The sequence below is a fragment of the Thermobifida cellulosilytica TB100 genome (assembly GCF_001517975.1).
In the GTDB taxonomy this organism is placed as follows: domain Bacteria; phylum Actinomycetota; class Actinomycetes; order Streptosporangiales; family Streptosporangiaceae; genus Thermobifida; species Thermobifida cellulosilytica.
In genome coordinates this window covers 544,038-558,086 of record NZ_KQ950181.1, presented here as the reverse complement: position 1 = coordinate 558,086, position 14,049 = coordinate 544,038, and the positions used below count along the sequence as shown (strand labels likewise).

10 protein-coding genes are annotated in these 14,049 nt (G+C 72.0%); 1 reads left to right on the top strand and 9 read right to left on the bottom strand.

Annotated features, from left to right (window positions below; genetic code table 11):
* Positions 1–56 precede the first annotated feature (56 nt).
* The 3 genes from AC529_RS08765 to AC529_RS21160 form a co-directional block, all read right to left on the bottom strand.
* Positions 57–2,969: a glycoside hydrolase family 9 protein gene (locus AC529_RS08765; protein WP_394326439.1), complete on the bottom strand. Its 2,913-nt coding sequence runs from the start codon at positions 2,967–2,969 to the stop codon at positions 57–59.
* A gap of 219 nt (positions 2,970–3,188) precedes the next feature.
* Positions 3,189–4,331, bottom strand: coding sequence for a YeiH family protein (locus tag AC529_RS08760; RefSeq protein WP_068755433.1), 1,143 nt, complete (start codon positions 4,329–4,331; stop codon positions 3,189–3,191).
* A complete protein-coding gene (locus tag AC529_RS21160) occupies positions 4,331–4,465 on the bottom strand; it encodes a hypothetical protein (protein ID WP_269745536.1) in 135 nt (44 codons plus the stop codon). Before AC529_RS21160 ends, AC529_RS08760 begins: the two co-directional genes overlap by 1 nt.
* 215 nt (positions 4,466–4,680) lie before the next feature.
* Here AC529_RS21160 and AC529_RS08755 point away from each other — a divergent pair, with 215 nt between their 5' ends.
* Positions 4,681–6,072 carry a GH1 family beta-glucosidase gene (locus AC529_RS08755; protein ID WP_068755431.1) on the top strand — a complete coding sequence of 464 codons (1,392 nt, stop codon included), beginning with the start codon at positions 4,681–4,683 and terminating at the stop codon, positions 6,070–6,072.
* Between the two features lie 127 nt (positions 6,073–6,199).
* Here AC529_RS08755 and AC529_RS08750 read toward each other — a convergent pair whose 3' ends face one another.
* From AC529_RS08750 to AC529_RS08725, 6 genes are all read right to left on the bottom strand, one after another.
* Entirely contained in the window at positions 6,200–6,739 is a 540-nt protein-coding gene (locus tag AC529_RS08750) for a DUF4232 domain-containing protein (RefSeq protein WP_068755428.1), read from the bottom strand.
* Between the two features lie 87 nt (positions 6,740–6,826).
* Positions 6,827–8,977, bottom strand: coding sequence for a dipeptide ABC transporter ATP-binding protein (locus AC529_RS08745; RefSeq protein ID WP_068755426.1), 2,151 nt, complete (start codon positions 8,975–8,977; stop codon positions 6,827–6,829).
* Positions 8,974–9,906 (bottom strand): ABC transporter permease, encoded by a 933-nt coding sequence (locus tag AC529_RS08740; protein WP_068755425.1) that lies wholly within the window; start codon positions 9,904–9,906, stop codon positions 8,974–8,976. Before AC529_RS08740 ends, AC529_RS08745 begins: the two co-directional genes overlap by 4 nt.
* The gene (locus AC529_RS08735; RefSeq protein WP_068755423.1) at positions 9,899–10,909 is read right to left on the bottom strand and encodes an ABC transporter permease; all 1,011 of its coding nucleotides are present in this window, start codon (positions 10,907–10,909) and stop codon (positions 9,899–9,901) included. Before AC529_RS08735 ends, AC529_RS08740 begins: the two co-directional genes overlap by 8 nt.
* 55 nt (positions 10,910–10,964) lie before the next feature.
* Positions 10,965–12,719 (bottom strand): ABC transporter family substrate-binding protein, encoded by a 1,755-nt coding sequence (locus tag AC529_RS08730; protein ID WP_068755421.1) that lies wholly within the window; start codon positions 12,717–12,719, stop codon positions 10,965–10,967.
* Between the two features lie 424 nt (positions 12,720–13,143).
* Positions 13,144–13,998: a putative RNA methyltransferase gene (locus AC529_RS08725; protein ID WP_068755419.1), complete on the bottom strand. Its 855-nt coding sequence runs from the start codon at positions 13,996–13,998 to the stop codon at positions 13,144–13,146.
* Between the last annotated feature and the right edge of the window lie 51 nt (positions 13,999–14,049).

The following is a 14,049-nucleotide window of genomic DNA, read 5'->3' as shown; positions in this document are numbered from 1 at the left end:
GCCGACCGCGGGGCCGGCGGGGACCGAGACGGCTCACCTGGAGAGCCGGATCAGGGTCAGGCGACCGAGCAGGACCCGCCGTTGACGGTGAACTCCGCGGGCCTGGTGTTGGAGCCGGTCCAGCTTCCGTTGAAGCCGATGGTGACCGACTGGCCCGGAGCGACCGAGCTGTTCCACGACATCGAGGTGGCGGTCACCTGGTCCCCGGTCTGCACCCACGTGGCGCTCCAGCCCTGGGTGACCCGCTGCCCGGAGGGGAAGGTGAAGCCGAGCGTCCAGCCGTTCCAGGGAGTCGTGCCGGTGTTGGTGAGGACGACCGAGGCGGTGAAGCCGCCCGGCCAGTCGGAGGTGGTGTAGCTCACCGTGCAGGAGCCGGTCGGCTGCTCGTCCTCCTCCTCGGTGGTGAAGGTGACCTTGGCCGAGGGGGAGCGGTTGCCCGCCGCGTCGTAGGCGTACACCCAGAAGGTGTACGTCTGTCCCGGCCGCAGCCCCTCCAACTGGTAGCTGGTCTGCGTGGTGGTGCCCAGCGGGGCGAGGGTGTCGGTGTGCTGCAGGACCAGCTCGTAGCCGACCACTCCGACGTTGTCGGTGGCGGCGTTCCAGCTCACCGTGGCGCTGTCGGTGGTGACGCCGGTGGCCTTGAGGCCGGTGGGGGCGGTCGGCGGCTCCGTGTCCTCGACCGGCTCCTCCGGGTCCTCCGAGCCGCCGCCCGCGTCGTCCTGGTCGGCGATGAAGGACGCGATCCACGACAGCGGGGCGTTCCAGTTGATGGTCAGCTCGTTGGTGGCCCAGGACTCGATGTCGTCGATGTAGCACATCTGGGGCGCGCAGCCGGTCAGCGTGCTCTGGGCCTTGGGGTCCCAGGTGCTGGCGTCGGAGTTGGGCCCGCCTGCCAGGGTGCCCTTGGGCGGGTTGGGCAGGCGCGGGTCGAGCTGGTGGGCGTACCAGCGGCTGTGCTGGTTGCGGGAGTCCTTCTCGCCGTAGCCGGTGACGTAGGACTGGTTCAGCGCGTTGCGGCCGAAGATGTAGTCCATGCCCTCCAGCACGCCGTCGCGGTACTTGGTGTCGCCGGTGAGGTCGAAGGCGACGGCCATGACCACCATGGTGTTGAGGACCGCGCTGTTGGAGCCCCAGACGAACACGCCGTTGCCGGGCTTGTAGGACAGGCCCCACGGGCTGGACTCGACGTTGGCGAGGTAGCCGTCGGCGGCCGCGACCACCGAGTCGCGCACCCGGTCGCGGTCGGCCAGGTCGTTGGGGATCGTGGCCAGTTGGATGCGGGCCAGCGGGGCGGTCCAGCCCCAGTCGAAGCCGCCGTCGCGGAACACTTCCTCGTCGTCGGTGTGCAGCGGCGAGGAGGTCACCGCGTCGCGGTACTCCTGGGCGCCGGTGGTGAGGAAGAGCTCGGCCGCGGCCCAGTAGAACTCGTCGGTGACGTTGTTGTCGTTGTAGGGGCCGCCGCCCTCGCCGAAGGCCGGAGCGTAGACGGCGGGGTGGGCCTTGGCCGCGTCCCAGGCGGTCTCGGCCGCCTCCAGGCACTCGGCGGCGAAGTCCGCGTCGTAGGGCTGGAAGACCCGGGCGCACTGGGCGGCGGTGGCCGCGAGGTTGAGCGTCGCCGCGGTGGACGGCGGTTGCAGGTAGCGCGGCTGCGGGTCGTTGGCCGGCAGCAGCGGCAGGCCGGTCCACTGCTCGTCGTGGATCTTGTGGTGCGCCATGCCGGCGAGCGGCTCGCCCTCGGGCACCTGCATGCTGAGCAGGAACTCCATCTCCCAGCGCGCCTCGTCGAGCACGTCGGGAACGCCGTTGCCGGTCTCGGGCAGGCGCAGCGTGGAGTCGCCCAGCTTGTCGGGCTGGGCGGTCTCCGCCCGTTGGGCGCGCTCGTAGATGTTCATGAGCTGGTGCACCGAGATGCCGCCGTTGACCACGTACTTGCCGTGGTCGCCCGCGTCGTACCAGCCGCCCGACACGTCCAGGGAGTAGTCGCAGGTGCCCGGCGCGCACGGCACGTCGGTGTCGCCCTGGTTGGGGGGCACGCCCACGTGTCCGGCCGCGCGGCCGTAGCCGGGGGCGATGGAGTCGAGGATCTCGATGCCGCTGCGCTGCGGGTAGTAGAACGACAGCGCGTCGACGCGCAGCTCCTCGTAGGCGCTCTCGTCGATGTCGAAGGGGTGGCTGGTCTCGCCGTCGACGGTGAGCGTGTAGCCGCTGCCGGAGGTGGTGTAGGAGCTGAAGTCGACGGTGTGCACGTTCAGGCCGGAAGAGGACTCCGGTCCGTACGGCTCGGTCTGGCCGCTGGCCACCACCGTGCCGCCGGAGTCGGCCAGCTCCCAGGTGAGCGCCTCGGTGGCGTCGGTGACGACGGTCGCCTTCTTGGGGCCGTGCGGCAGGTAGCCGACCTGGTTGACGCGGACCCGGGGGCCGGTGTCGGGCACGTAGACGGGGGGCTCGGCCCCGCCCAGGAGGGCCACGTCGTCGACGCAGAAGGTCCACGGCACGTCGGAGCCGCCGATCTGGAAGGCGACCTGCGCGTCGTCCCAGTCGGCGTTGGAGGTGAAGACGTACTCGAATCTCTGCTCTTCGGGTCCGAGGAAGGCCCGCTGGTCCAGTTGGGTCCGCCACGGCTCCACCGGCTCCTGCACCAGGGCGCGGATGGAGACCGGCTCGGTGGCGGAGGCGGTGAAGGAGAAGGTGTAGGACTCCCCTTCGATCAGGGGGATGTCGTTCTGCCCGATGATCACGTCCCAGGCGTTGAGGGTGTCTCCGGGGACGTTCGCGCACAGCGCCCCGCTGCTGGCGTCGAGGTTGATGTTCGGGGTCCCCCACCAGGGGGCGGTCCCGTTGCTGAAGTCGCCGTTGATGATCTGGTTGACCTCGTCGGCCTGGGCCGCGGCGGTGGTGAGGCCGAAGGTCGTCGCGAGGGCGAGCGCCACGGCCCCGGCGAGGGGCGGTCTGATTCTGGGTCTCGACACGGGAGTCCTTCCGTGGAGGGGGATCGTCGTTGGAGGAGAGTCCGCATGCGGAGGCCACTGAAATGGGAGCGCTCCCATATCGTGTGACTTATGACATAGAAACAGGATCACTCATTGGTGTCAATGGGTTACGCTCAGATCAGACCTCTCCCTGGCGCAACGGCGGGGGCCGGTCGCCGCAGCGGCGACCGGCCCCCGTCCGACGGCCTCCCGTACGGTTCAGAGCGTGAACCCGCGGAACAGCAGGGAGGCCAGGATCAGCCCCGCGACCAGGTTGAACACCGTGGCGAGGGCGAACACCCCGATCGGGCGCCAGCCGGCCTCCCGCAGCGAGCCGACCTTGAACTCCAGGCCGATGCTCGTGAAGGCCGCGATGAGGAACCAGTCGCGCAGCGCCTTGGCGGTGTCCAGCCCGGCCTGCCCGGCCTCTCCCGCGACGTTCGCCCAGATGGTGGCCGCCACGGAGGCGGCGAGGAAGCCCAGCACGAACTTCGGGAAGCGGTCCCACAGCGTGCGCAGCCACGACGGGCGGTCCTGGGCGGCCTCGCCCTGCGCCGGGGCCACCCGGAAGGCGAAGTAGGCGGTCAGCGCCACCGCGGCCACGCCCATCAGGACGTTCTGCGTGGACTTGACGATGGAGGCGATCTGCAGCGCGCCCTCGCCCACGATGGCGCCGGAGGCCGCGACCGCCGCGGTGGTGTCGATGTTGCCGCCGATCCAGGCGCCGGCCTGGGCGTCGTTGAGGCCGATCAGCCCCACCAGCCAGGGCAGCAGGAAGATGGACGGCACCGCGAAGAGGATCACCAGGCTGGCGGTGTAGGCGAGCTGCTCCCTGCGGGCCTGCACCGCACCGGCGGCGGCGATGGCCGCGCTGACGCCGCAGATCGACACCGAGGAGGCCAGCAGGGCGCGCAGCCGGTCGTCCAGGCCGAACCGGCCGCCCAGCCACCAGGTGAACAGGAAGACCGAGGTGACCAGGATGAGCGCCTGGATGATGGCCGGTCCCGCGGCCTTGACGATCACGTCGAACAGGACCGTGGAGCCCAGCAGGACCAGACCGGTCTTGATGAAGAACTCGGTGCGGAAGCCCTCGGCCAGGCGGTCGCGCACCCCGATCGCGCTCAGCAGGGCGTTGACGAGCAGGCCGAGGATGATCGCGTAGACGGGGTACTCGATGGCCTTGGCCACTCCGGCGAAGCCGGTCCCCTCCGCCGCGGTGGGGACGACGTTCTCCAGGGTGCGGGTCACCGCGGCCAGGGCGACGACGACGATGACTCCGAGGAGCGCCCAGTACCAGGGGGTGGAGGCTCCCGCGGTGGCGGCCTCCTCGGGGCTGCGGGGGGTGGTCTCTCGCTCGCTCATCAGGGCACCAGTCCCGCGGGGATGAGACCGACGAGGGAGGCGGCAAGCAGGACCAGGCCGACGATGGTCGCTGCCCAGTCCTCGCTGATCCGGAAGCGGGCCGCACCGGCCCGCTCGGGTGCTCTGTCGTTCATACTGTCCTCACAGACGGGGGATAGGGGAAAGAGGCACGGCAGCGGGCGACCGCGGCACCCGACGCCGCTGACAACTAATCCTACCTGTTTAGTATGAATTTGGGGACTACCTCCCGCTTCCCGATCGGTCGCCTCGACCAGCTGTCCGCCGACCACTACCCTGAACCGCTGATCCGGTTCACCCAACGGTGACACGACAGCCGTCAGGAGTACCAGTGAGCAACGACCACCTGCCCGAGTTCCCCGCGGGATTCCGCTTCGGCGCGGCCACCGCCAGCTACCAGATCGAGGGAGCGGTGCACGCCGACGGCCGCGGTCCCTCCATCTGGGACACCTACAGCCACACTCCAGGGCTGGTGCTCAACGGCGACACCGGGGACGTGGCCTGCGACCACTACCACCGCTACGCCGAGGACGTGGAGCTGCTGCGCCGCCTGGGCGTGGACGCCTACCGCTTCTCCGTCGCCTGGCCGCGCGTGCTGCCCACGGGGGCGGGCGAGGTCAACCAGCGCGGCCTGGACTTCTACGACCGGCTGGTCGACGCCCTGCTGGAGGCGGGCATCACCCCCACGGCCACCCTCTACCACTGGGACCTGCCCCAGGCCCTGGAGGACGCGGGGGGCTGGCGGGTGCGCGCCACCGCCGAGCACTTCGCCGCCTACACCCGGATCGTCGCCGACCGCCTCGGCGACCGGATCCGCCACTGGATCACCCTCAACGAGCCGTTCTGCACCGCCTTCGTCGGCTACGCCGTGGGCCGCCACGCCCCCGGCGCCCGCGAGGGCACCCCGGCCCTGGCCGCCGCCCACCACCTGCTGGTCGCGCACGGCCTGGCGGTGCGCGAGCTGCGCGCCGCCGGCGCGCACGAGGTCGGCATCACCCTCAACCTCGACCGGGTACTGCCCGCCTCCGACAGCGAGGCCGACCGGGCCGCCGCCGACCGCGCCGAGACCCTGCACAACCGGGTCTGGCTCGACCCGCTGTTCACCGGCGCCTACCCCGCCAACGAGGCCGAGACGTGGGGGGAGCTCGCCGACGGCTCCTACCGGCGCGACGGCGACCTGGAGATCATCGGCCAGCCCTTGGACTTCCTCGGCATCAACTACTACCGGCCCATCAAGGTCGCCGACGGCCCGTGGGAGGAGGCCGACCCGGCGCGCCGCACCGCCGTGGACATCCGCGCCCCCGAGCAGCGCTTCGAAGGCGTGCGGCACACCGCCATGGACTGGCCCGTGGTGCCCGGCTCCTTCACCGACCTGCTGCTCGACCTCACCGAGCGCTACCCGGACCTGCCACCCATCCTCATCACCGAGAACGGCTCGGCCGAGCACGACACCGTCTCCCCCGACGGCCGGGTCCACGACGCCGACCGCGTCGCCTACCTCAACGACCACCTGCACGCCCTGGCCGCGGCGATCCGGGCCGGGGTGGACGTGCGCGGCTACTTCGTCTGGTCGCTGCTGGACAACTTCGAGTGGGCGTTCGGCTACGAGCGCCGGTTCGGCATCGTCCGCGTCGACTACGACACCCTGGAGCGGCTGCCCAAGGACAGCTACTTCTGGTACCAGCGGCTCATCGAGCACCACCGGGCCCGCCACGGCGGCTGATCACCGCAGGCGCACCGACGCGCGAGGAGGCGGCCCCGGCCGCACCGCCGCCTCCTCCGCCCCGACTCCGCCCCACGCCAGGAGCGCCTGCGCGTGGGGCGGTCAGCGCCGCGGCGGCCGGGCGGGGTCAGACCTGCTGGCGCACCGCGCCCGCGGCGGTGTCGACGACCTCCGGGTCGGCGCAGACGCGCTGGCCGGGCCCCATCCCCACGTACGTCCCCTCGGGTTCGCCCCACAGGAAGATCTCGATGCCGACGACGTCGGCGGGCCGGCACACGGCGGGGTCGAACCTGTCGGGGTCCGCCTGGTACAGGGTCCACGACGCGCTCTGGCCGGGCGCGAGCGGGAACGGCTCGGGCGGCTCCTCCGCCTGCACGGCCCAGCCGCCGACCTCCCGGAGGTCGGCGTCGACCCAGTGCACCTCCACCCGGCCCGGCATGAGGCAGGTCTGCCCGTTCTCGACGTGCAGCAGGCTGAACTCGACGACGGTGACGTCCAGCGCCGTGACCCGGCGCTCCTCGACGGCCTTGAGGTCCCCCTTGCCGCAGTGGCGCAGGTCGCCCCCTCCCGGGCCGCCCGCCTGCGCCGGGACGCAGACCAGTGCGGTCGCGGCGAGCACCGCCCCCAGGAGCGTCCAGCTCCGGGCGGTGCGACGGAATACGGTCATGTTCCTCCCCCTTCCGAGGGGGAGAGTGCCCGAACAGGCGAGGACCACTGCGGCCAACAACTGGCCGCTTTCGGCCATTTTCGCAGGTCATCGCCACTGTGTCGGTTCTTGACCGAGGTCCGTCGAGGTGCCGCGCAGCAGGTTGCGCGCCCGGGCGTAGTGGCAGGCGGCGGCGTGGCCCTCCCCCTGTTCGACCAGCGGCGGCGCCTGTCGCACACAGCGGCTGCGCTGCTCGCCGCTCAGGGCGGCGAAGGTGGGGCAGCGGGTGCGGAACCGGCAGCCCGACGGGGGGTCCAGCGGGCTGGGCACGTCGCCGGCGAGCACGATCCGCTCCCGGCTGCGCTCCCGGCGCGGGTCGGGCAGCGGGACCGCGGAGACGAGCGCCTGGGTGTAGGGGTGGGCCGCCGCGGTGAACAGGCGCTCCACCGGAGCCGTCTCCACGATCCGCCCCAGGTACATGACCGCGACCCGGTCGGCGACGTGCCTGACCACCGCCAGGTCGTGGGAGACGAACAGGTAGGACAGGCCCAGCCGCTCCTGAAGCTCCTCCAGCAGGTTGACCACGCCGGCCTGGACGGACACGTCCAGCGCCGAGACCGGTTCGTCCAGCACCAGCACCTCCGGTTCCAGGGCCAGGGCGCGGGCGATGCCGACGCGCTGGCGCTGGCCGCCGGAGAACTCGTGGGGGTAGCGGTCGGCGTGCTCGGGGTCCAGGCCGACCAGGCGCAGCAGCTCGTGCACCCGGCGCGGGCCGCCGTCGGCGAAGCGGCCGTGGATGCGCAGCGGCTCGGCGACCGCCTCGAACACCGTCATCCGCGGGTCGAGGGAGGCGAAGGGGTCCTGGAAGACGATCTGCACCCGGCTGCGCAGCGGCCGCATCCGGGCGCGCGACAGCCCGGTCAGCTCCTGTCCCCGGTAGCGGACGCTGCCGCGGTTCGCCGGGATCAGGTTGAGCAGCAGGCGGGCGGTGGTGGACTTGCCGCAGCCGGACTCCCCCACCAGGGCCAGCGTCCGGCGGGCGCGCAGCTCCAGGGAGACGCCGCAGACCGCGTGCACCTCCCCGCTGCGGCGGCGCAGCAGCCCTCTGGAGCGCACCGGGAAGTGCTTGACCAGGTCCTCGGCCACGAGCAGGGGGGCGCCGTCGGCCGCGGCGGGCGCCGCCCGGAGCGGCACGGCGGCGGTGGCGGGGGCGGGCGGGAACAGCTCCTCGGGCCGGACTCCGGCCAGCCGGTCGGCGAAGTGGCAGGCGGCGGTGTGGCCGTCCCCCTGCCCGGTCGGCGGCGGGTCGGTGTCGCGGCACACCGGCTGCGCCAGCGGGCAGCGGGGGGCGAACGCGCATCCCCGCATCTGCTGGGTGAGCGACGGCGGGGCGCCGGGGACCGGGACGAGCCGGGAGCGGCGGGCGGCGTCCATGCGCGGCCGACTGCCCAGCAGGCCGAGGGTGTAGGGCATGCGCGGGGTGGAGAAGACCTCGTCGACGCTGCCGGCCTCCACGATCCGGCCCGCGTACATGACCGCGACCCGGTCGACGTGGCCCGCCACCACTCCCAGGTCGTGGGTGATGAGCACCAGTGCGGCCCCGGTGGCGCGGCGCGCGGCCCGCAGCGCCTCCAGCACCTGGGCCTGGACGGTCACGTCCAGGGCGGTGGTGGGCTCGTCGGCGATGATCACGTCGGGGTCGTTGGCCATGGCGATGGCGATCACCACCCGCTGGCGCATGCCGCCGGACAGTTCGTGCGGGTAGGCGTCGACCCGCTGCTCCGGCTGCGGGATGCCGACGGTTCGCAGCAGTTCCACGGCGCGCGCCCGGGCGGCGGCGCGGGGCAGGTCGCGGTGGGCCTGGATCGCCTCGACGATCTGCCTGCCGACCGTGTGGACGGGGTTGAGGGAGGTCAGCGGGTCCTGGAAGACCATGGCGATGCGCGCGCCGCGCACCCGGCTGATCGCGGCGTCGCCCAGGCCGAGCAGCTCCTGGCCCAGCAGCCGGGCCGAGCCGGAGACCTGCGCGGTGCGCGGCAGCAGTCCCATGACCGCCAGTGCGGCCACCGACTTGCCGGAGCCGGACTCGCCCACGATGCCCAGCGCCTCGCCCCGGCGCAGCCGGTAGGAGACGCCGCGCACGGCGTGGAGGTGTCCTCCGTCGGTGGGGAAGCGGACGTGCAGGTCGGCGACGTCGAGGACGGTGCCGTCGCCCGCCGCGGCGGAAACGGTGTTCTCGGCGTGGTTGGTCGAGGTCATCTGCGCACCATCGTCTGTCGGGGGTCGAGTGCGTCGCGCAGGCCGTCACCGATGAAGTTGATCGTCAGGCAGATCAGCACGATGAACAGTCCCGGCGGGTAGAACAGCCACGGCCGGGTGAAGGCGGCCGTGCGCGCGTTGTCGATCATCAGGCCGAGCGAGATGTCGGGCGCCTGGATGCCGAAGCCGAGGAAGGACATGCTCGCCTCCAGCAGGATCGCCAGGGCGACGAGCAGGGTCGCGGCGACGATGACGGGGCCGGCGGCGTGGGGCAGCAGGTGCCGCAGGATGATGCGGGCGTCGGAGGCCCCGGCGGCGCGGGCCGCCTCCACGAACTCCTGTTCACGCAGGGACAGCACCACGCCGCGCACCACCCGGGCGATCGTGGTCCACGAGAACAGCGCGATGATGAGCGCCACCGCCCACCAGGTGGTGCCGCCGCGCACGTTGCCGCCGATGGCGGCGACCGCGACGAGCAGCGGGACCACCATGAGCACGTCGACGGCGCGCATCATGACCGCGTCGACCCAGCCCTGGTAGTACCCGGCGACCGCGCCCCACACCGCGCCGAACGCGGTGGCCAGCACCGACACGGTGAGCGCGACCCTGAGGGTCTGCTGGGTGCCGCGCATGAGCTGGCCGAGCACGTCGTGTCCGGCGTTGGTGGTGCCGAAGGGGTGCTCCCAACTGGGCGGCTGGTTGGGCAGGATCTCCCGGTGCACGGTGTGGTCCCAGGGCCACAGGAGGGGGCCGAGGAACGCGAAGAGCACGGTCAGGACGAACACGGCGAGGCTGGTCATGGCCATGCGGTGCCGGGCGAACCGGGTCAGGACCAGGCGGAGCCGGCCGTGGTGCGCCGTGCCGCGGGCGGCGGCCGGCGGGTCGGCGGGCGGGGTGGGGGCGCCGGGGCGCGTGCGCAGTTCACTCATGGCGGATCCTCGGGTCGAGCACGCCGTACAGCAGGTCGGCGGCGAGGTTGGCGAGGACGACGGCGGTTCCGCTCAGCATCAGCCAGCCCATCAGGGCGTAGGCGTCGCTGCGTTTGACCGCCTCCACGAAGAAGTCGCCCAGTCCGCGCCACTGGAAGACGGTCTCGATGAGGATGACGCCGTCGACGGTTCCGGCGACGGTGACCGCGGCGACGGTGGTCAGCGGGATGAGGGCGGTGCGCAGGGCGTGCCTGCGCAGCACCACCCGGTTGGGCAGGCCCTTGGCGCGGGCCAGGCGGACGTAGTCGCTGTTGAGCACCTCGAGCATGGAGGTGCGCTGGTAGCGGCTCCAGGCCGCGTATCCGGTGAGCATGAGGGTGAGCGTGGGCAGGACGAGGTGTCCGAGGTGGTCGGCGAGGAGCTGTCCGGCGGTGAAGCCGCGGGTGTCGGCCGAGGTCGCGCCGACGGTGTAGAAGATCGTGTAGCCGGTCTGCTGGTTGGCCCACACCCCGGCCTCCTTGACGAGCGCGCCCAGCCAGAAGGTGGGCATGGCCAGGGCGAGGAAGCCGACGAAGGTGAGGGTGTAGTCGACCGCGGAGTACTGGCGGACGGCGCTGACGACCCCGGTGAGGACCGCCAGGCCCAGGGCCAGCAGCAGGGCGGCGGCGACCAGGCGCAGCGTGCTGCCGAGCCGTTCGGCCAGGGCCTGTCCGATGTCGTAGTCGGGTCCCCGTACCGACGGTCCGAACTCGCCGCGCAGCAGGCCGATGTCGCCGTCGCCGCCGATGCCGGTCAGCCACAGCACGTACCGCTCCGGCAGGGAGCGGTCCAGGTAGAGGCGTTCCTCCTCGGCTTCGATCACCTCGGCGGGCACGGGGGGCTGCTGCACTCTCAGGTCGGCGAGCGGGTCTCCGGACAGGTCGACGAGCAGGAAGGTGAGGAGTGAGGCCGCGAGCAGGAGGGGGACGGTGCCCAGCAGGCGGCGGACGGTGTAGGCGAGCATGGCGGTCCTCGGCGGGCGGAGCGGGTCCGGGCGGACGTGCCCGGACCCGGTGCGGTCACTGGGCGGCCAGGCCCCACTCGTGGTGCTGGTAGAGGGCGCGCAGGCTGGAGGAGGGGTTGTCGCGGACGTTGACGTAGCCGTCGGTGACCAGGACGTAGATCGGCATGCTGAACAGGGGGAGGACGTAGGCGTCCCGGGCGACGATGCGGGCCGCCTCGTTGGCGTACTCGGCCGCCTCGTCCAGCGAGGAGGCGTTGCGGGTGAGCTCGGCGAGCCTGTCGACCTCGTCGTTGCGGTAGCGGCCGAAGTTGCTGTCGCTGCTGCTGCTCCAGTACTGGCTGGGCGCGGTGGCGAAGGCCGGGGAGCTGCTCCAGCCGTACTGCATGATGTCGTAGTCCTGTCCGCCGAGGGTGGCGCCCAGGTCGTCGGTGGGTTCGATGGTGGCGGTGATGCCGATCTCGGCCAGGTAGGACTGGATGAGCTCGGTGGAGGTGTCGCGCACGGTGTTGCTGGTGGAGCGGAGCCGGAACGGGCCGACCTCCTCGCCGTCCAGGGTCAGCGTCTCGCCCTGGTAGGTGTATCCGGCGTCGAGGAGGATCCGGCGGGCGGCCTCGGTGTCGCCGCTGCCCTGGCCGGTCTCGGTGATGACGTCGGTGTGGTAGGGGCTGGTGTCGGGGAAGATGTGGTTGGTGCGGGGCCCGGCCTCGGGGTAGAGCTGGGCGATGGTGCGCCGGGCGATGTCCTCGACGTCGATGGCGGTGAAGATGGCCCGGCGCAGTGCGACGTCCTTGAGCCACCTGTTCTCCAGGTTGAGGTCGACGTGCTCCCAACTGGGGCCGGCGGTGATGCTCACGTTGAGGCCGGGGCGCTGGCGGGCCTGCTCCACGGTGTCCTGGCCGAAGGCCACGGGGGAGGTGCCGTGTGCCTCGCCGTTGTCCAGGGCGCTGATCCAGGTGCCCTCGTCGGTGAGGAAGCGGATGACCACGGTGTCCAGGGTGGGGGCGACCTCGCCGTACCAGGCGGGGTTGGGCTCCTTGATGACCTGGTTCTCCAGGTCGCCCTCGACCAGCCGGTAGGGGCCGCCGGAGAAGGTGGGCATGGTGGTGTGCAGCCACTCGAAGTACTCGCCGACGCCCTCGGGGGTGGTGATGTCGAAGCCCTGCTCCTCGGCGACGTGGGCGGGGTAGATGCCGCCGGCGATGTCGGAGGCGCTGAAACGGTCCCGCCACTCGGGGTCGGCCGCGCCGTCGGCGAGGGTGACGGTGACGGTGGAGCCGCCGTCGCTGCCCTCGACGCTGGCGATCCGGTCGTAGTTGTCGGTCCGCGGCCGGCATCCCGTGCAGTGCCCGGCCTCCTCGGTGGTGCTGAGCTTCCAGGTGACCTCGAAGTCGGCGGCGGTGATGGGGGTGCCGTCGTCCCAGACCGCCTCGGGGCGGATCGTGAACTGGTAGGTGAACGGGTCCTCGTCGACGACCCGCGGTTCCTCGGCGAGCAGGTCCATGTTGGGGGTGAAGGTGACGCCGTCGGGCTCCCAGTGGCCGGTGTGCGGCAGGATGCCGTGGAGCATCTGGAGGGTGTAGACGCTGCCCCCCTCGGGGGACAGCGTGGCCCACGCGCCCGGGAGCGAGTCGACGATCCAGGTGATGTCGCCGCCCTCGGCCCGCTCCCCGCTGTTGCAGGTGTTGGGGTGTTCCGCGCAGTCGGCGAGGCTGCTGTCCGCGCCGACCTCCTGCGGTGCGCAGGAGGTGAGAACGAGCGTCGCCGCGCCGATCGACGCGGCGAGAGTGGTCAGCCTACTTCGGTCACGCATGGTCACTCTCCCTGGGTTGTTCGCACCCGTGGCAACGAATCCCGCAAAGCGAACAATCTGGGAGTAATGAGACCATTACTCTAAATCACAGTATAGATTTCGCTGCTTTTTGTGACCCAGCCGCAATCTCCGCGCAGCCCTCCTGTCACCACCGACCCATTGTTTCCGACAGTCCCGCGAACCGAAAGCCGAAACGGCGATATGCGAACTTTCCCACCCCGTGTTTCACCTGGAAGGGGCGGCCCTGCCATCCCCACCGCCGGAAAGGTGGACGTATCTCGAACAACGAATCGACACACTATGCACTTTTCGCCAGAAAACCCGAAAACAACGCCGAAACCTTGATTCCGCCAAAATTCCGACCGGCCCGGATTCCTGACGCTCTCCCCATTTTTGACCTGTAAGGACCTTTTGTCCGCCGGGGTCACCTGCGCCGGTACACCGACAGGCGGAAGGCCGCGGTCACCGCCACCGGTTCGGGCATCCGGGCCAGGCCGGAGCGCAGCTCCTCGGCGGTGACGTGGCGGGCGCTGGGCGTCATCTCCACCAGGGTCGCCGCCTCGGCGCGGGTCAAGCTCAGCTCGACCGCGACCCGCTCCTCCCCCGCCGCCGTGAAGCGGCCGCGCAACTGCGCGGCCAGCCGCTCCGCCTTGCGGGGGTCCACCGCGATCAGCCCGAGCGCGGAGCGCAGCTCGGCCAGGTGGCGGGCGTCCGGGGTCACCACCAGCAGGGTGCCGCCGTCGCGCAGCACCCGCGCGAACTCCGGCCCGTTGCGCGGCGCGAACACGTTGAGCAGCAGCCCGGCCGATCCGGCGGCCAGCGGCAGCGCCCGCCAGACGTCGCCGCCGACCGCGCCCGCGCGCGGGTGGGCGCGGGCGGCGCGCCGCAGCGCGTACCGGGACACGTCCACGGCCAGGCCGTGGGCCCGCGGCAGCGCGTCCAGCACCCCGGCCAGGTGGTGGCCGGTGCCCGCGCCGACGTCGACCACCAGTCCCCCGTCCCACCACCGGGCGGCGTGCTCGGCCAGCTTCGCGGTCAGCGGGGCGTAGTACCCGGCGTCGAAGAACTCGCCGCGGGCGCGCACCATCTCCCGGTCGTCCCCGGCGGTCGGCGGCCGCCCCGCGACCAGGTTGACGTAGCCCTGCCGGGCCGCGTCGAAGGAGTGCCCGCGTGCGCAGGCCAGCCCACCGCCCGACCGCCTCAGGCCGCCGCCGCAGTGCGGGCAGGCCAGTGCCTCCACCACGGGGCCGGGAATGCGCAGCCGCTCCCTGTCGTCCATGACCGCAGGCTACTGGCGCCCCGGCGGCGCCGGTGACGGCAGTTGGGCGGC

Excerpts from the sequence above, each read along its gene's own strand:
- AC529_RS08760 (WP_068755433.1), bottom strand. The coding sequence starts at position 4,331 with ATGAGCGAGCGAGAGACCACCCCCCGCAGCCCCGAGGAGGCCGCCACC.
- AC529_RS21160 (WP_269745536.1), bottom strand. The coding sequence starts at position 4,465 with ATGAACGACAGAGCACCCGAGCGGGCCGGTGCGGCCCGCTTCCGGATC.
- AC529_RS08750 (WP_068755428.1), bottom strand. The coding sequence starts at position 6,739 with ATGACCGTATTCCGTCGCACCGCCCGGAGCTGGACGCTCCTGGGGGCG.
- AC529_RS08745 (WP_068755426.1), bottom strand. The coding sequence starts at position 8,977 with ATGACCTCGACCAACCACGCCGAGAACACCGTTTCCGCCGCGGCGGGC.
- AC529_RS08740 (WP_068755425.1), bottom strand. The coding sequence starts at position 9,906 with ATGAGTGAACTGCGCACGCGCCCCGGCGCCCCCACCCCGCCCGCCGAC.
- AC529_RS08735 (WP_068755423.1), bottom strand. The coding sequence starts at position 10,909 with ATGCTCGCCTACACCGTCCGCCGCCTGCTGGGCACCGTCCCCCTCCTG.
- AC529_RS08730 (WP_068755421.1), bottom strand. The coding sequence starts at position 12,719 with ATGCGTGACCGAAGTAGGCTGACCACTCTCGCCGCGTCGATCGGCGCG.
- AC529_RS08725 (WP_068755419.1), bottom strand. The coding sequence starts at position 13,998 with ATGGACGACAGGGAGCGGCTGCGCATTCCCGGCCCCGTGGTGGAGGCA.